The sequence below is a fragment of the Prauserella sp. PE36 genome, assembly GCF_003311655.1.
In the GTDB taxonomy this organism is placed as follows: Bacteria; Actinomycetota; Actinomycetes; order Mycobacteriales; family Pseudonocardiaceae; genus Prauserella_A; species Prauserella_A endophytica.
Map to the genome: position 1 here is coordinate 61354 of NZ_QEQT01000029.1, position 16110 is coordinate 77463.

The 16110-nt window shown below is 70.3% G+C and carries 16 protein-coding genes; 2 read left to right on the plus strand and 14 right to left on the minus strand.

Translation table 11 applies throughout. The annotated features are described in order from the left end of the window. Positions 1-3 precede the first annotated feature (3 nt). The 12 genes from dnaB to DI005_RS01835 form a co-directional block, all read right to left on the minus strand. Positions 4-1389 (minus strand): replicative DNA helicase, encoded by a 1386-nt coding sequence (gene dnaB / locus DI005_RS01780; protein WP_112265809.1) that lies wholly within the window; start codon positions 1387-1389, stop codon positions 4-6. Between the two features lie 446 nt (positions 1390-1835). After that, positions 1836-2633, minus strand: coding sequence for an ESX secretion-associated protein EspG (locus DI005_RS01785; RefSeq protein ID WP_113641068.1), 798 nt, complete (start codon positions 2631-2633; stop codon positions 1836-1838). A gap of 36 nt (positions 2634-2669) precedes the next feature. Beyond that, positions 2670-4067 (minus strand): PPE domain-containing protein, encoded by a 1398-nt coding sequence (locus tag DI005_RS01790; RefSeq protein WP_113641069.1) that lies wholly within the window; start codon positions 4065-4067, stop codon positions 2670-2672. A 6-nt stretch (positions 4068-4073) separates the two neighbouring features. Beyond that, positions 4074-4673, minus strand: coding sequence for a DUF3558 domain-containing protein (locus tag DI005_RS01795; protein ID WP_112265804.1), 600 nt, complete (start codon positions 4671-4673; stop codon positions 4074-4076). Next, positions 4670-5029: a hypothetical protein gene (locus DI005_RS01800; protein ID WP_170200490.1), complete on the minus strand. Its 360-nt coding sequence runs from the start codon at positions 5027-5029 to the stop codon at positions 4670-4672. Before DI005_RS01800 ends, DI005_RS01795 begins: the two co-directional genes overlap by 4 nt. A gap of 241 nt (positions 5030-5270) precedes the next feature. Then, positions 5271-5726 (minus strand): 50S ribosomal protein L9, encoded by a 456-nt coding sequence (gene rplI, locus DI005_RS01805; protein WP_112265800.1) that lies wholly within the window; start codon positions 5724-5726, stop codon positions 5271-5273. A 14-nt stretch (positions 5727-5740) separates the two neighbouring features. Next, positions 5741-5989, minus strand: a complete 249-nt coding sequence (gene rpsR / locus DI005_RS01810; RefSeq protein WP_110334232.1) for a 30S ribosomal protein S18 — start codon at positions 5987-5989, stop codon at positions 5741-5743. A 35-nt stretch (positions 5990-6024) separates the two neighbouring features. Further along, positions 6025-6513, minus strand: a complete 489-nt coding sequence (locus tag DI005_RS01815) for a single-stranded DNA-binding protein (RefSeq protein WP_113641070.1) — start codon at positions 6511-6513, stop codon at positions 6025-6027. A 7-nt stretch (positions 6514-6520) separates the two neighbouring features. Further along, positions 6521-6853: a 30S ribosomal protein S6 gene (rpsF, locus tag DI005_RS01820; RefSeq protein ID WP_112265796.1), complete on the minus strand. Its 333-nt coding sequence runs from the start codon at positions 6851-6853 to the stop codon at positions 6521-6523. Between the two features lie 80 nt (positions 6854-6933). Further along, the gene (locus DI005_RS01825) at positions 6934-7839 is read right to left on the minus strand and encodes a hypothetical protein (RefSeq protein ID WP_233519950.1); all 906 of its coding nucleotides are present in this window, start codon (positions 7837-7839) and stop codon (positions 6934-6936) included. Between the two features lie 106 nt (positions 7840-7945). Continuing rightward, positions 7946-8830 (minus strand): hypothetical protein, encoded by an 885-nt coding sequence (locus tag DI005_RS01830; RefSeq protein ID WP_233519951.1) that lies wholly within the window; start codon positions 8828-8830, stop codon positions 7946-7948. A 58-nt stretch (positions 8831-8888) separates the two neighbouring features. Further along, positions 8889-9764 carry a hypothetical protein gene (locus DI005_RS01835; RefSeq protein WP_113641072.1) on the minus strand — a complete coding sequence of 292 codons (876 nt, stop codon included), beginning with the start codon at positions 9762-9764 and terminating at the stop codon, positions 8889-8891. A gap of 100 nt (positions 9765-9864) precedes the next feature. Here DI005_RS01835 and DI005_RS01840 point away from each other — a divergent pair, with 100 nt between their 5' ends. Both DI005_RS01840 and DI005_RS01845 read left to right on the plus strand, forming a co-directional pair. Then, positions 9865-10635, plus strand: coding sequence for a deoxyribonuclease IV (locus DI005_RS01840; RefSeq protein ID WP_113641073.1), 771 nt, complete (start codon positions 9865-9867; stop codon positions 10633-10635). Next, positions 10628-12007 (plus strand): glycosyltransferase family 87 protein, encoded by a 1380-nt coding sequence (locus DI005_RS01845; protein ID WP_147263815.1) that lies wholly within the window; start codon positions 10628-10630, stop codon positions 12005-12007. The genes DI005_RS01840 and DI005_RS01845 overlap by 8 nt, the downstream gene beginning before the upstream one ends. Here DI005_RS01845 and DI005_RS01850 read toward each other — a convergent pair. Together DI005_RS01850 and DI005_RS01855 are read right to left on the minus strand one after the other, a co-directional pair. After that, on the minus strand, positions 11893-13446 hold the full coding sequence (locus tag DI005_RS01850; RefSeq protein ID WP_199542445.1) for a glycosyltransferase family 87 protein: 1554 nt from the start codon (positions 13444-13446) through the stop codon (positions 11893-11895). The genes DI005_RS01845 and DI005_RS01850 overlap by 115 nt on opposite strands. Before the next feature lie 56 nt (positions 13447-13502). After that, positions 13503-15884, minus strand: a complete 2382-nt coding sequence (locus DI005_RS01855; protein ID WP_147263816.1) for a transglycosylase domain-containing protein — start codon at positions 15882-15884, stop codon at positions 13503-13505. Between the last annotated feature and the right edge of the window lie 226 nt (positions 15885-16110).

The following is a 16110-nucleotide window of genomic DNA, read 5'->3' on the forward strand; positions in this document are numbered from 1 at the left end:
GGGCTACTCCTGCGCCAGGTCGGCGAAGCGGCTGTAGTGCAGCTGGTGGGCGACGCTGATCGTGCTGGTCGGACCGGCACGGTGCTTGGCAAGGATCAGGTCGGCCTCGCCCGCCCTCGGGTCGTCGCGCTCCCACGCGTCCGGACGGTGGATGAGCACCACCATGTCGGCGTCCTGCTCCAGCGAGCCGGACTCACGCAGGTCGGCGAGCATCGGGCGCTTGTCGGTTCGCTGCTCCGGGCCACGGTTCAGCTGGCTGATCGCGATCACCGGTACCTCGAGCTCCTTGGCCAGCAGCTTGAGCGCACGGGAGAACTCCGACACCTCCTGCTGCCGGGACTCGACGCGCTTGCCCGAGGTCATCAGCTGGAGGTAGTCGACGACGATCAGCTTGAGGTCGTTGCGCTGCTTGAGCCGCCTGGCCTTCGCGCGGATCTCCATCATCGTCAGGTTCGGCGAGTCGTCGACGAAGAGCGGCGCCTCGCTGATCTCGCTCATCCGCCTGGCGAGCCGCGTCCAGTCGTCGTCGGACATGCGGCCACCACGCATGTCGGCGAGCCGGATCCGCGCCTCGGCGGAGAGCATGCGCATCACGATCTCGGTGCGGCTCATCTCCAGCGAGAAGATCACGCTGGTCATGCCGTGCCGGATGGAGCACGACCGCGCGAAGTCCAGGCCCAATGTCGACTTACCGACACCGGGCCGCGCGGCCACGATGATCATCTGGCCGGGGTGCAGACCGTTGGTCACCTCGTCGAAGTCGGCGAATCCGGTGGGGATGCCCTGCGCGGTGCCGCCGCGGGACGCGATCGCGTCGATCTCGTCCATGGTCGGCTGGAGCAGCTCCTCCAGTGCGATGTAGTCCTCGCTGGTCCGCCGCTCGGTGACCTCGTAGATCGCGGCCTGCGCGCGGTCGACCACCTCGTTGACGTCGCCACCGTCGGTGCCGTCCGCGCCGTAGCCGTACTGCACGATCCGTGTGCCCGCCTCGACCAGGCGACGCAGGATCGCCTTCTCGGCCACGATCTGCGCGTAGTACCCGGCGTTGGCCGCGGTGGGCACCGTCGCGATCAGCGTGTGCAGGTACGGGGCGCCGCCGACGCGGCTCAGCTCGCCGCGCCGCTCCAGCTCCGCCGACACCGTGATCGGGTCGGCGGGCTCGCCCCGGCCGTAGAGGTCGAGGACGCAGTCGTAGACGGCCTGGTGCGCGGGCCGGTAGAAGTCACCGGGGCGCAGCACCTCGACGACATCGGCGATCGCGTCCTTCGACAGCAGCATGCCGCCGAGTACCGACTGCTCCGCCGCGACGTCCTGTGGCGGCTGACGATCGAACCCGCCGCCATTTCCGGACGAGGCGAAAGCGGGGCTGCGGTCGTCGGTGATCGCCACCGGTGCAGGCACCTCCTCGGTGTGGGTCGGACTCGAACATCTGTTCGAGTGTATCGGATCCGGCGACCGGTTCGCGGATTCATCGCGCAGCGCGTTCCCGTGGTCGCCGGAGAACGCTAGATCGCTCGGAAGGACGAGTGCAATCCGGCCTGGGGACGCTCCTGTGGACAACCTGTTGACGGAGCCGCCCAACGAGTCACAAGCTCGCGAAAGCCTGTGTACAACCTGGGGATGAGCGGTGGGTACTTCATGAAAACCCCTGGTCAATCCCTGTGTGCAAGGTGTGGAGAAACAAGTTTTGCCCGGGACGGCGTGTCGCGTCGAACTCCTCACTCGGCGTGTCGCACATGGTGCTTGTCACCAGGTCCGCACAAGCCCTGTGGATGGAGCTACGCAGCGCGACGTGCCCACCCGTTCGGCTGAACGGGTGGGCACGTGGGGATCACTCAGCCGACCGGCAGCCTGCCGCCGAGGTGACGGAGCCGCTCCACGATGGCCTGCGGGCTGCCCGGCGTGAACGCGATCAACGGCTCGCCGGAACCGGGCACCTCCTCGGTCAGCCAGCGGCCCTCGCTCGTGTCGATGTAGTTCAGCGGCCGCTCGACGCGCTCGCGCCGTCCGCTGCGGCTCCGCGCCGCGACGTACAGGCTGCCCCCGCCGAGCCTCGGCAGGCCCAGCACCCGGCGCAACTCGTCGGCCTCGGCACCCGCGGCGCTCGGCGCCGCGCTCTGCATGACGGAGAAACCGTCACCGTAGGAGTCCGAACGGCGCCTGCCCCCGGTCACCTGGCTCTTGGGCACGCGCAGCGCCTGGCCGCGACCAGGCGCCAGCCGGGGGATCTGCGCGACGAAATTGTCCAGCAGTTCCTCGGGCCGGATGGAGGCCAGCACAACGCCCTCGTGGTCGGTGTTGCGGGCGAGCACGAACGCCTCCCCACCCGCGGACCCGGCGAGCAGGGTGTAGTTCAGCGGCTGGCCGTCATGGCCGCCGTTGATCCAGCCGTAGTACTCGAGCGACGGCCGAGCGACCGCCTCGATGGTGGCCTGCAGCCCGCTGTGCAGACCACCCCGCCCGTACAGCCCGTACCCCTGCAACTCCAGGTTCGCCCGCTCGTCGGCCGCCCGCCGAGCGCCTTCGTCCTCCCACACCGGCGTGCTTGCGAGCACCGTGTGCGGCTCGGCCCCCCGTCGGCGGATGAGGTTGAGCAGCGTGCCCGTCGTCAAGGTCACCTGCTGGTCCAGCACCGTCGTGTCCCTCTTCTCTTGTTCAACCCCAGCGACCTATTCGCCGATCACCGGCGGTGCGGTGAGCTCGTCGGTGCCGAACAGCGAGTTGCCGTCCTCCTCGACGAGGAACTTCGACTGGTGCTCCTCGTCGTCGGAGCCCTGGCCGCCGCGGCCCGCGCCGCCCATCGCGCCCATCGGCATGCCGCCCATGCCTCCACGGCTCGCCGCGCCCGCTGCCGCCGCGGCACCCATCGCCGCGCCGCCCATGCGGCCCGCGCCGGAGCCCGCACCGGGCGCCGAGCCCGTCGTCGAGCCGGAACCGGGCGCGCCGGCGCCACCCGCCGCAGCGCCGGGGCCGAAACCGCCGATCCCGCCGACACCGCCGCCGCTGTACGAGCCGGAACCCGAACCGCCGCCACCGCCGGGGCCGAAGCCGCTCGGCGTGTAGCCGCTGGTGGAGAAGTCCGCGGAGGGCACCTTCGGCGAGGAGTATCCCGAGGAGCTGGTGGTGTCGTCCCACTCCGGGACGTTGTAGCCGCCGGAGCCGTAGCCACCCGAGCCCGAGCCGGGTCCACCCGAACCCGAACCGTAGCCGCCGGGGCCACCTATGCCGGGAATGCCGGTGCCGCCGCCACCGGAGCCGTAGCTACCGCCGCCACCGCTGCCGCCGCCCCCGTAGGAACCGCCACCACCGGGACCGCCGATGCCGCCCGGGATGCCGCCGCCGGAGTAGTCGCCGCCTCCGCCGCTGCCACCGCCACCGGTGCCGTCGCCGTCCCCGGAGCCACCCGGCTTGTCCGTTCCGTCTCCCGGCTTCCTCTTGTCGTCGCCGCCACCGTTCTCGTCTACGTTGACGTCGCCGACCTCACCGTCGAGCGCCGAGTACGTCGGCAGCCTCTCGCCGTTGGCGGAGCTGGCCTTGAAGTACTCGTTGAACGCGTCGACGTTGGCCTGCGCCTTGGTGTTGTAGTCGTTGATCGCGCGGTCGGTGTCGGTCTCCCACGGCGTGATGTCGTTGAGGAAGCCGCTTTCCGGTGGTTCTTTGGGGATCGGCTGCACCCGCGAGTACACGGTCTCGAACGCGGCGCTCTGCTCACCGAGCGCCCGGTCGCTCTCCTGGAGCTTGTCGCCAGAGTCCTGCATCCACTCCTTGAGCGGATGCGCACCGGAGCGTGCCGCGTCGGCGCCCTCGCCCTGCCACGCCTGGTCCATGACCCGGTTCAGCTCGTCGATCTGCGTGACCCGGTCCTGGTAGACGCGCTGCAGTGTGTTGGCCGAGATCTGACCCTCGTTGATCGAGCCCGCGCCGGGGCCGGTCGTGACCTGCTCCCAGATCTGGTACGCGTCGATCGTGCGGCTGCCGTCGCCGCCCGAGTAGCTGCCGGCTTCGTTCTGCGTCGCGGCGCCATACGTCGCGGCGCCCGCGACTATCGGAACAAGGAAGAGCACCATGTCGGATCAACCCCTCAGTGTGGCGATGGTGGCTTCCGCCACTCGATCGGCGACCGGGCACGGGTCGCTGACCTCGGGCCCGTAGTCGAAGTTGGTGAGCACGAAGAGCGTGGTCTTCTCGTCGACGCCGACCCAGAGCCCGCAACCGCCGTCGGTGCGGTTGTCGATCGTCGCGGTGTGGACGGCCGGGTAACCGGCGATCTCGGTTTCCTCGAAGTAGTCGTTGCGGGAGCGCTGCTCGTAGATCGCGGAGAGGCCGTTCTCGTTCTCGGTCACCACGGACAGATCGACGCGGTTGCCGCTCTCCGCCGCGTACTCCCACACACACGCCGTGGCGTTCTCGGCACCGGCGGCTGCTTCCTGACGGCCCTCTGCGAATCCGAGTTCGGCCAGGTCCGCGGGAGAGAGCGCCGCACACGGGTCCGACACCAGCGACGTGGCGTCGAGCGGCTCGCTGACCGGAGGCGCCGCCTGAGCCGGACCGGAGGGAGCCGAGGGCGACGGAGTGGGGCTCTGCTCCGGTTCCTCACCTCCGCCGCACGCACCGAGCGTGGTGGCCGCCGCGAGCACGGCGAGTGCCAGACCCGCTCGCTGACGCATGCTCATGCGGACTGCTCACCCGCTCTGGCCACATCGGACTGCGCCTGCTCCTCCTGCGTGCTGATGCTCTCCTTGGCCTTGCGCAGCGCATCGATGTACTGCGTGACGTACTTCTGCATGCGCTGGTTGGCCTCGAGGAACGCCCTGCCGGAGGGGTTGGCGAGGTTGGCGAAGTCACCGCTCGCGAACTCGCGGCCGGGGCCCTGCACGTGGGCCATGCGCTCGGCGTCACGCTCGTCGGTCTTCAGCGCGTCGCGCAGGTCCTCCCAGCGCTGGATGACGCTCTCGAGCTCGTCCGCCTTGAACTTGTAGCCGCCTCCGGCCGCAGGCGCCGGAGCGCCCGCCACCTTCGGAGCGGCCATGGTCACGACCTTGCTGGCAGCGCCTCCCACGGCGCGACCGACCCCACCAACCGCGTCCAGCATCGCCCGCCGATCCCCCTTCACCCTCAGTGAAGATTAAGTTTCCTCAGGGCGCCGAGTGCTCGTCAAGCGCACCCCGCCCGTCCGCTCACTCAGACGTGCGCGAGTGCGAACGAGTTCCCCCGGAAACGCCGATGGCGGGACCCCCAGAAGGGATCCCGCCATCAGTGAAGCAGGCGTGCTACTTGGCCGTGACCTCGATGCGCACGTCGGCGGTCACGTCCGGGTGGAGCCGGGCGCTGACCGAGTGCTTGCCGAGAGTCTTGATGTGCTCGCCGAGCTCGATGGTGCGCTTGTCGAGCAGCGGGCCGCCCGCCGCCTTGATCGCACCGACGATGTCGGCCGTGGTGACCGAGCCGAAGAGCTTCTTCGAGCCCTCGGCGGCCTTGGCGGAGAGCTGGACCGCGCCGAGGCCCTCCAGTGTCGCCTTGACCTCCTTGGCGTGGTCGAGGTCGCGGATGCGACGGCTCTCCTGCGCCCTGCGGATGGTCTGGACGTTCTTCTCCGCGCCCTTGGTCGCCGTGATGGCGTACCCGCGGGGCAGCAGGTAGTTGCGCGCGTAGCCGTCCTTGACCTCGACGATGTCGCCGGGGCCGCCCAGGTTCGCCACGTCGGTCGTCAGGATGATCTTCGCCATGTCTGACTCCCTTCTCAGCGAGCGGTGGACGTGTAGGGCAGCAGCGCCATCTCGCGGGAGTTCTTGACCGCGATGGCGATGTCACGCTGGTGCTGGCTGCAGTTGCCGGTCACCCGGCGGGCCCGGATCTTGCCGCGGTCGGAGATGTACTTCCGCAGCAGGTTGGTGTCCTTGTAGTCGATGTGCTCCGGGTGGCCCTGCTTCTCGGCCTTGCAGAACACGCAGACCTTCTTCTTCGGCTTACGAACGGGTGGCTTCGCCACTGTCTACTCCTGGGGAACTGTTCTCGTGGTTATGTCTAGAAGGGCGGTTCGTCGGAGAAGCCGCCGCCACCTGCCGGTGGCGCGGAACCCCACGGGTCGTCGGCGGGTGCGCCCGAGCCGCCACCGCCGAAGCCGCCACCGCCGCCGCCGCCACTGCCGCGGCTGACCTTGTTGACCTTGGCGGTCGCGTAGCGCAGCGAGGGGCCGATCTCGTCGACCTCGAGCTCGACGACGGTCCGCTTCTCGCCCTCTTTGGTCTCGAACGAACGCTGCTTGAGCCTGCCCTGGACGATCACCCTGGCGCCCCTGGTCAGCGTTTCGGCGACGTTCTCGGCCGCCTGCCGCCAGATGTTGCAGCGCAGGAACAGGGCCTCGCCGTCCTTCCACTCGCCGGTCTGGCGGTCGAAGGTGCGCGGCGTGGACGCGACCGTGAAGTTCGCGACGGCCGCACCGGACGGCGTGAAGCGGAGCTCCGGGTCGGCGGTGAGGTTGCCGACCACTGTGATGACGGTGTCTCCGGCCATCAGCGCATCAGGCCTTCGCGGCGATCTTCTGGGCGGCCTTCGTGCCCCGCGGCAGTTCGCGACGCACGACCTTGGTGCGCAGCACGGTCTCCTGCAGCGACAGCTGACGGTCCAGCTCCTTGACCGCGTCCGGCTCGGAACGCAGGTCGAGGATCGCGTAGATGCCCTCGGCGTGCTTCTTGATCTCGTAGGAGAGCCTGCGGCGGCCCCACACGTCGACCTTCTCCACGCTGCCGCCGGAGTTGCGGATCACGTTGAGGAAGTTGTCCAGCGTGGGCGCGACCGTACGCTCGTCGAGCGAGGGATCGAGGATGACCATTACCTCGTAATGGCGTGACACAACCACTCACCTCCTATGGGCTTCGCGGTCACGGACGATCCGTGACAGGAGGGTTGCCAGTCGGTCAGTCTACGGGGTGGTCAGGTGGCCCTGCGCAGCACCCAGGTCCTGACCAGCGCGGCTGTGACGCCGGCCAGCGCGACCACCGCGAGCAGCATCGGCAGCTGCACCTGGCTCGCGGAGGCGGGGGCGGCGAGCGCGTCGGCGTTGCCCGCGTTGCGCACGTCGGCCTGTCCGGTGTCGGCGCCGTTGCCGGTGTCGGCGCCGAGGATGCCGAACTCGGCCGAGCCGGGCACCCCGCTCGACGGCGGGTAGCGCAGGCCGGGCGGCACGGCGATGCCCGCGCTCGGCGCGTTCGGCGCGCTCGCGACCGGCAGGCCGCTGTAGTCGCGAGGCGGCACGGCGGCACCACCGCTGCCCATCGGCACGCCGGGGGCCGCCGCCGGGCTGCCTGCGGGCGTGCCTGGTGCGGTCGTGGGTGCCGCGCCCGGCTGGGAGGCGGGCGGGTTCGTGGTCGGGGCGACGTAGTTGGAGGCGAAGACCGAGAGCCCGCAGTTGCCGGCGACCTTGTTGGCGATCGTGTCGAGGGTCTTCTGCTTCGTCGAGTTCAGCGCCCCCAGGCCCGCCTCGTCCTTCAACGCGTTGCGGACGGCCGTGCCGATCACCGCGCCGCTGACGTTGCCGCCCTGCGCCTCGGGCACGGAGCCGACGGTGAGCGTCTCCTTGGCGATCTCACGGGCGAGGTGATCGGGCCAGATCGTGAGGTCGTGCACGACGATGATCGACTTGGCCTCTTGCGCGCCGCGCTTGACCAGATCCTTCACCGCGGCCCCGTTGACGGTCACCACTTCGCCGATCGGGCCGGTCACCGCGGCGGTGCACGATTCCGCCGACGGGATGGCCGCCGCGGCGGTGCCCGCGGTCAGCACCGAACCACCGGTGATCGCGGCGGCGATGGCAGCGGTGGTGAGCACCTTCCGAGTCATCCGTGACAGAGCGGTCGGCATGGTCCGCACAGGAGCTGTCCCTCCGAAGTTGGCACCGTGTCAAATAGGTAACGAGAGGTCACCGGAGAAGATACGCGAGAACGCGCTACGTGGTTGCCCTTCTCAGCACCCAGGTTCGCACGAGCGCCGCGGTGACCCCCGAGAGCGTCAGCACGGCGAGCAGCATTGGCAGCGCGGGAGCGTCGGCGATACCTCCGGAACCCACAGGCAGTGCGTCTGCCTGGCCCGCGTTGCGGACGCCGTCGTCGCCGCCCGCGGCGTTGCCGCTGTCCTCGCCGAGGATGCCGAACTGCGGCGAGTAACCAGGGATCTGCCCTCCGTAGCGGACGCCGGGTGACATCGAGAACAGCCCGGGCGTCGCCATCGGCAGCCCTGTGTAGTCGCGCATGGGCGCCCACGCGGTGCTGTAGCCGAGCCAGGCCGCGCCCGGCAGTGCCGAACCGCCCAGGACGGGGCTGTTGGGCGCGGGGATACCGCCCTGTCGCTCGGGTGCGGCGCCGGGGCTGCCCGCGGGCGCGGGCCGGGTGCCGGGCTGCTGCGGCGCCGGCTGCTGCGGCGGGTGTTGCGGAGCCGGGTCGGTGCCGCCGGCGCTGGACAGCGCTCCGGTGACCGTGCCGACCGCGTCGTTCGCGGTGCCCGTCACGCCCTCGACGGCCCCGTTCACGGCGCTCGCGGCGGGCTGGCCGACGCCGGGCACGGGGGCGACCGCGGTGTCGACGACGTTCACGGTGACCCGGCAGACGCCGTTGAGCAGGGAGCTGATGCCCTCGGTGACGATTCCGAGGTCGAGCGTGAGCCCGAGCAGCGTGACGCCCCGGATGTGGTCGCCGGGTGCCGCCGTGACCGTGCTGCCGCACGGCACCGTCTTGGTCTCCGCCGTCGCCACTCCGGGCGCGGCCAGCGCCGCAGTGCCTGCCAGCACGAAAGCGGCGGTCCCCATAGCGGCGACCCTGCCGGTGCTCCTACGCATGCCTGCCTCCCGGTTCGCTCTAATAAGCAACGAACCAGTCGGGCGGACGTGACGCGGCTCAGACGGCCTTGCGGCGCAGCCAGGAGCGGGCGAGTCCCGCGATCACGAGCACGAGGGCGACCACGGCGAGCAGCAGAGGGAGCCGCTCGGGCGAGTCGGGTGCGGGCAGCGCGTGGGCGGTGCCGGAGTCCCTGGTGGTGTTCACCTCGGGCACGTTGCCGCCGTCCGGCTGGGCGCCGGGGGCCAGTGGCGGCGCGAGCGGTGGGATCGACGGCACCGGGGGCACCTCGATGGGGCCGAGCGGGGCGAAGGCGTTGATCGGCACGGTGTAGCCAGGGGACGGCGTGAACGTGCCGCTGCCGCCGTCCGAGCCGGTGGCGCCGCCGGGGCCGTTCTCGCCGCCGTCGCCGCCGCCCGGCTCGCCCGGCGCGGGCTGCCCGGGGTCGCCTGGCGCGGGCTCACCGGGATCCGGCTCGCCAGGGCCGGGCTGTTCCGGATCCTCCGGGTCCTCCGGCGAGGGCTCCTCTGGTTGCTCGGGAGCGGGGTTCGGCACGACTTCCCGCACGGGTGCGCTCAGGGCGTTCACGGTGGTCTGCGTGGTGTCGCAGACCTGCCCGAGCGGGTTCACCACCACGTCCGCGCCGCTCAGGCCGAGGCCGTCGAGCGCTTCCTTCACGGGCAGCGAGAGCAGGGCGCCGGACTCGGAGCCGAGGCCGATGTCGAGCAGGCCCGGCTGGTTCACGGCGGCGCCGAGGTCGACCGTGAGCGGCCGGCCGTCCTCGCCCTTGAGCGTGGCGTCGCATTCCCCGACCACCACTGAGCCCTCCTCGCCCTCGGCCAGAGCCGTGCCGGGCAGGAGCAGCAGCGCGGTGGTGGTCAGCGTGACACCGACCGCGCCGAGCCGGACGACGCGCCGCTGAAACCCAGACCCCATGAGTTCCTCGCCTTCACGCTCTGTGTGTGACCCCAGTCAAATGCGTAGGACACGATCACGGTACTCGATGGAGGCCGCCGCGAATCGTTACCCTCGAGAAATGCTCATCGGCGCCCACGTCCGTGACGACGACCCTTTATCCGCGGCCCGCGAGCGGAACGCGGACGCCGTGCAGTTCTTCCTCTCGGATCCGCAGGGCTGGAAGAAGCCGCAGCGGCATCCGCAGGCAGACGACTTCGCCCCGGCCGGCGTCACCGTCTACATCCACTCGCCGTACGTGCTCAACGTGGCGTCCCTGAACAACCGCATCCGGATCCCGTCGCGCAAGACGGTGGCCCAGCATGCGGACGGCGCCGCCGAGGTCGGCGCGAAGGGGCTCGTCGTGCACGGCGGGCACGTGCGCAGGGGTGAGGACCCCGAGGAGGGCATCGCCAACTGGCGCAAGCTCTTCGAGCGGCAGGCCGAGCAGGGCGGCTTCGGTGTGCCGCTGCTGATCGAGAACACCGCGGGCGGCGAGAACGCCATGGCTCGCGACCTCGACATGCTGGCAAGGCTGTGGGACGCGGTCGGCGAGTTCGGCGCAGGCTTCTGCCTCGACACGTGCCATGCCTACGCGGCGGGCTGGGACCTGGAGACCGCCGTCGAGCGGGTGCTGGCGATCACCGGGCGCATCGACCTGGTGCACCTCAACAACTCGCGCGACGAGTTCGGCTCCCAGCGCGACCGGCACGCCAACGTGGTCGGCGGCGACGGCACGATCGACCCCGCGCTGCTCGCCGAGGTCGCCAAGTCGGCAGGGGCCCCGGTGATCGTGGAGACGCCCGCCGAAGGCCAGGCCGCCGACATCGAGTTCCTGCACGGGCTTGCCTAGCGCCGCCCGCTCCGAGCGCCGCGCGCAGCTGGTGGTGATCCTGCTGCTGTGCGGCGCCACGCTGGCTCTGGGACTGGTCAACAAGTACCGCTGCACCGGTCCGGAGTTCGACGACTCAGGGCGTAGCACGCCCAACTACTCGGAGCGCAACTACTTCGACGTCTGCTACTCCGACATCCATTTCCTCTGGATCGGCCGGGACGTCGACCAGCACACGTTCCCCTATGTGCACGGCGACCTCCAGGACGGCACGCTCGTCGGCGGCGCGCTGGAGTACCCGGTGCTGACGGGACTGGTCGTGTGGGCGGGCGCGGCGTTCGCGGACAACGACGCCGAGTTCCTGCTGTACTCCGCGCTGCTGCTCGCGCCGTTCGGGCTGGTGACGGCGTGGCTCCTGGGCAGGCTCGCCGGCTGGCGGGCGCTGGTGTGGGCGGTCGGCCCACCGCTGGTGCTGTACGCGTTCCACAACTGGGATCTGCTGGCAGTGGCGTGCTCGGTCGCCGCGTTCTTCGTGCTGTACCAGGGGCGCGGGTCGCTGGAGCGGCGCGCGGGCTGGGCCGCCGTGCTGCTCGGAGCAGGGTTCGCGGTGAAGGTGTACCCGGCGCTGTTCGTGGTGCCGCTCGCGCTGTATGTGTTCACCGAGCGCGGGCGGGCCGTGCGGGGCGCGGTGCGCGTCGCCGCGATCTCGGCGGGCACGGCGATCGCCGCCAACCTCCCGTTCGCGATAGCCGGGTTCGACGGCTGGTGGGCGTCGTTCGAGTTCCAGGGGCAGCGCGCCGTCGACGCGACCACGAACTCGGTGTGGTTCTGGGGCGTGCGGCCGCTGGTCGCCGACGACGAGGCGTTCCAGTCCTTCGCCGACATCGCGTCGCCACTGCTCGTGCTCGCGTCGCTGGCGCTCGCCTGCCTGCTCGGCTGGCGGCGCTGGGTCGCCGAGGGCGCCTACCCGTTGCTGCCCGTGTGCGCGGCGGCGCTCTGCGGTTTCCTGCTGCTGCACAAGGTCCACTCGCCGCAGTACACGCTGTGGCTGCTGCCGATGTTCGCGCTCGTGCGCGTGCGGTGGGGCTGGGTGTTCGCCTACCTGCTGGCCGACCTCGCCATGGGTATCGGCATTTTCCGCTGGTACGGCGCCCTCGGCGACGGCGGCGGCGCGATCTACGACGGGTTCGCCGCGCAGGCCGTGATGATCGGCGTATGGGGAAGGGCCGCGCTGCTGGCCGGGCTCTTCGTGGCGTTCTCGGCCGCCGAGGCGGTGCCCTACCGGGACCGCACCGGCTTCCTCACCACCACGACGTCGGGCGCCCTGTCGAGCACGCCACCCATCGGGTCGTCGTCGCCGCCCGCGCGCACGAGGTCCTCCGACGGCCGGTAGATCTCCCTGATCACCAGCACGGCCAGCAGGATCACCGCCAGGTCGCGCACCACCACCGTGCCGAGGAACCAGTCCTCCGGCAGGCCCTTGTTGTCGGTGCCCAGGTAGTAGAACATCCTCGGCACCCACACGAGCGCGTCGATCAGCATCCAGCCGAGCAGCAGCCGCCAGCGCGGGATCGCCAGCACGGCCAGCGGCACGAGCCACAGCGAGTACTGCGGGCTCCACACCTTGTTGGTGAGCAGGAAAGCCGCCACCACCAGGAAACACAGCTGGGCCAGCCGCGGCCGCACCGGTGCCGTGAGCGCGAGGTAGGCCACCCCCGCGCAGCAGATCAGGAACAGCGCACCGCTCACCGTGTTGAGCCACGACGGTGTCTGGCCGTGGGCCAGCTGGCCGTCGAAGCCCACCCAGCCGGTGAAGTGGGAGACGACGTTGTAGATCGAGTCCGGGTCCATGCCGCGCTCGGTGTTGAGCCGGAAGAACTCCTCCCAGCCCTGCCGCAGGAACAGCATGAACGGCAGGTTCACCACCAGCCACGTGCCCGCCGTGACGAGCGCGGTGGTGGTCCACTCGCGCAGCTTGCCCGCGCGCAGGCACAGCACGAGCAACGGGCCGAGCAACAGCAGCGGGTACATCTTCGCCGCGGCGCCGATCCCGAGCAGCAGCCCGGCCAGCGCGGGTTTTCGTCTCGACCAGGCGAGCAGACCGGTCGCGGCGAACGCGGCCGCGATCGTGTCAAAGTTGGTGAACGCGTGGACGATCACGAGTGGGGACACCGCGACGAGCGCGGCGTCCCACGGTCGTCGGCGCGCCGTTCGGGACACCGCCCACACGGTGATCAGCCAGGCGGCCGCCAGGAACAGCGCGGTGATGTTGAAGTACACGGCCACCGGGAGCGCCCCCGGCAGCCAGCCCGCCGCGGCGACGTCGTCCCAGGCGTGCGCGAGCTTTGCGTTGACCCACTGGAACAGCCCCGTGAGCACGGGGTACTCCATGTACCGCACCTGCTCGCGGTCAGTGCCCTCGTTCTCGACCCAGCTCGTGGCGTAGGGGAACGTGTCGTCCCGGTCCAGCCGTTCCGCGGTGTAGAGCGGCACGACGTCGGAGTAGCACATCGCGACGTAGGGCCTGCCCGATCGCCAGTCGAGCTCGGCCTGGCCCTGGTCGTTGACGAACTGCTGGATGCACGCGGCCTTGCCGAACCAGCCCAGCGTGAGCGCCAGCACCGCGAGGAGCAGGCAGACCCTCAGCGGCGACCAGAACCAGTGCCTTCCCACGGCGGCGTGCTCGCCCAGCGGGCCGCCAAGCGGACGGGTGGCCGTGGCGACCAACGGCTCGGTCCGGCTCGGGTACACGCGCTGCCCGGCGTCCAGCGACATCGAGTCTGGCGTCGGTGTCGACGGCGAATCCTGACTATCGCTGGGCACGGGCCGCATGTTACGTGCCGCGCATGACGAAGGCGGCGGGCACTCGTGGTGCCCGCCGCCTTCGGTCAGCCGCTATTCGGATTCCGACCGTCGTCGTCCCCTGGGTTCGGCCACGTCGGGAGGCCCGGTCCCGGGTCGTCCGTCTCCGTCTCCGTGTCGTCCGTTGGAGTTGTCTCCTCGGTCGGAGTCGGCGTGGGGGTGGGAGTCGGGGTCGGCGTGGGGGTGGGCGTCGGCGTCGGGGTCGGGGTGTACTCCGGAGTCGGCGTCGAATCGTCCGGCTCCGGCGCGGTAGGGACCTTGCCGATCGGCTCTACCTCCTCGAACTCTTCCTCCGGCATGCCCTCGAGGTAGGTGTCCATGAACTGCTTCCACAGCTCGCCGGGAAGCCCCGAACCGTAGATGAGGCTGCCGTCGGCATCGCGGATCGGCTTGTTGTAGCCCGTGCCGACCCACACCGAGGCGGAGATCTGCGGCGTGTAGCCGACCATCCACGCCTCGGCGTTCTCATTGACCGACTTGTTGCCCTCCGGGTCCACGTACTGGTGGGTACCGGTCTTGCCCGCGCAGTCGCGGCCGCCCGCGCAGGTCAGGTCGGAGTAGGAGAGCACCGGCTCCAGCGACTCCGTCACGTTGCCCGCGATCTGCTTGCTCTCCTCGGGGTCCGAGGAGAACGCGGGCTCGCCCTGGGTTGCCTCCGGCGTGGTCTCGTCGAAGAGCACCTCGCCGTCCGCGGTCGTGAGCTTGGAGACGAAGTGGGTGTCGCGCTGGATGCCGTTGGCCGCGAACGTGGCGTAGGCGCCCGCCATGTCGGTGGGGGTCACCACGGTGCTACCACCGCCGATGGCGATGTTGCCGTCCGCGTTGGCCATCGTCGGCCGGTTGCCGCCGTCGTCCTCGGGGATGCCGGCCGCGAGCGCGGCGTCGACGACCGCCTGCACGCCCACCTCGTTCAGCACGATGTCGTAGAACACCGTGTTGATCGACCGTTCCATCGCCTCGGCGACCGTACATTGCGGACATTGCACGTTCTCAGAGTTGCGGATGACGCTGTTGCCGAACGTCCTCGGCGAGCTGCCGTCGTAGACCTCGCCGAGGCCCTTGCCGCTCTGCAACAGCGCCACCAGGTCGAACGGCTTGAACGACGACCCTGGGTTGCGCTGCTGGTTGGCCCAGTCCATCTCGTCGACGCCCGGTTCGTTCGGCCCGCCGTAGTACGCGAGCACCCCGCCGGTCTTGGGGTCGACGGCCACGAGCGCCTGCCGCAGCTCCTCCGGCTGGCCCTCCATCACCTCGTTCACGGTCTGCTTGGCGACTTCCTGCGCCCGCTTGTCGATCGTGGTGTAGACCTTGTAGCCCCCGGCCTGGACCTTCTCCTCCGGGTAGCCCTTGGCCTCGAGCTCGGCCTTGATCCGCTGCTCGATGTAGGCGTCCGGGCCGGTGATCGCGTCGGGCTTGGACTGCTCGAGCGGGATCGGGGTCGGGAACTTCGCCGAGTCCCGTTCGGCCTGCGTGATCCACTTGTTGGCGACCATCTGGTCCATCACGTAGCTCCAGCGCTGCTGGGCGACCTCCAGGTTCTCGGAGCGCCCCGGCTGCTGGATCAGGCCGGCGAGCAGCGCCGACTCGGAGGCGTTGAGCTCCTCGGCGTGCTTGCCGAAGAAGGCCTGCGCCGCGGTCTCGATCCCGTACGCACCACGTCCGAAGTAGATGGTGTTCAGGTAGGACGTGATGATCTGGTCCTTGGACTGCTCGTTGTTCATCTTGAACGCCTTGACGAGCTCGGTCCATTTGCGCGTGTAGGAGTATTCGTCGTTCTGGGTCGCCATCTTGATGTACTGCTGACTGATGGTCGACCCACCGCCGACGCCGCCGGTGAGCTGGTTCCACGCCGCCCTCGCGATACCGGTGATGTCGAAGCCCGAGTTGGTCTCGAACGTCGCGTCCTCGGCCGCGTACACGGCGTGCCGGACGGTCGGCGTGATCTGGTGCGGCTTGAGGTGGATGCGGTTGCCGCCGTCAGCGGGGATGTCGCGGCCCATCTCCTTGCCGTCGGCGTAGAAGAAGGTCACGACCTTGCCCTGATCCGCGGCGACCTCCTCGGGAGAGGGCACGTCGACCAGCAGATACGTGATGGCGAACGCGATCGCGGGCAGGACGAAGAAGATGCCGACGAAGGCGTAGAGGGACCTGCGGATGCGTCGCCATCGCCGCCTCTTGCGCTCGGCGGGCGTCAGTACCTTCTTGCCCTTCGCGTCGACGTCGTCCTCGCCGTCGTCGTCGAATCCGGCCTCCCGGAAGCGGGCTTCGTCCTCATCGGACCAGCCGCGGGAGTCGTAGCCGTCATCGTCGTAGCCGTGGTCGTCGCGGCCCGTGCCGTTGTGCGCGCGGTGTGTGATCAGCTCTGGTTCGCGCTGTTCCTCGTGGGGCAGGCCGACGGGCGCGACCATGCCGGTCGGCTGCTCCGGCTGGGGACGTCGTGGAGGACGTTGCGGCTGGTGCGGCGGCTGCTGCCGGTTGCCTGCCTGCTGCGGACCGCCAGGAGGGCGTGCGCCGGGCGGGGGAGGGCCAGGCTGCCTGCGGCCGGGCGGGGGCGGCGGCTGTGCCGGACCTGGCCTGCCGCCCTGCGGGCGGTGCGGCTGCCGACCGGGCTCACCGGGCCAGCGCGGCGCCTGG

What these genes read in the sequence shown, in the direction of transcription:
- DI005_RS01790 (WP_113641069.1), bottom strand. Translation starts at nt 4,067, where the DNA reads ATGGTGCTCTTCCTTGTTCCGATAGTCGCGGGCGCCGCGACGTATGGC.
- DI005_RS01795 (WP_112265804.1), bottom strand. Translation starts at nt 4,673, where the DNA reads ATGAGCATGCGTCAGCGAGCGGGTCTGGCACTCGCCGTGCTCGCGGCG.
- DI005_RS01800 (WP_170200490.1), bottom strand. Translation starts at nt 5,029, where the DNA reads ATGGCCGCTCCGAAGGTGGCGGGCGCTCCGGCGCCTGCGGCCGGAGGC.
- rplI (WP_112265800.1), bottom strand. Translation starts at nt 5,726, where the DNA reads ATGGCGAAGATCATCCTGACGACCGACGTGGCGAACCTGGGCGGCCCC.
- DI005_RS01815 (WP_113641070.1), bottom strand. Translation starts at nt 6,513, where the DNA reads ATGGCCGGAGACACCGTCATCACAGTGGTCGGCAACCTCACCGCCGAC.
- DI005_RS01825 (WP_233519950.1), bottom strand. Translation starts at nt 7,839, where the DNA reads ATGACTCGGAAGGTGCTCACCACCGCTGCCATCGCCGCCGCGATCACC.
- DI005_RS01830 (WP_233519951.1), bottom strand. Translation starts at nt 8,830, where the DNA reads ATGCGTAGGAGCACCGGCAGGGTCGCCGCTATGGGGACCGCCGCTTTC.
- DI005_RS01835 (WP_113641072.1), bottom strand. Translation starts at nt 9,764, where the DNA reads ATGGGGTCTGGGTTTCAGCGGCGCGTCGTCCGGCTCGGCGCGGTCGGT.
- DI005_RS01840 (WP_113641073.1), top strand. Translation starts at nt 9,865, where the DNA reads ATGCTCATCGGCGCCCACGTCCGTGACGACGACCCTTTATCCGCGGCC.
- DI005_RS01850 (WP_199542445.1), bottom strand. Translation starts at nt 13,446, where the DNA reads ATGCGGCCCGTGCCCAGCGATAGTCAGGATTCGCCGTCGACACCGACG.
- DI005_RS01855 (WP_147263816.1), bottom strand. Translation starts at nt 15,884, where the DNA reads ATGGTCGCGCCCGTCGGCCTGCCCCACGAGGAACAGCGCGAACCAGAG.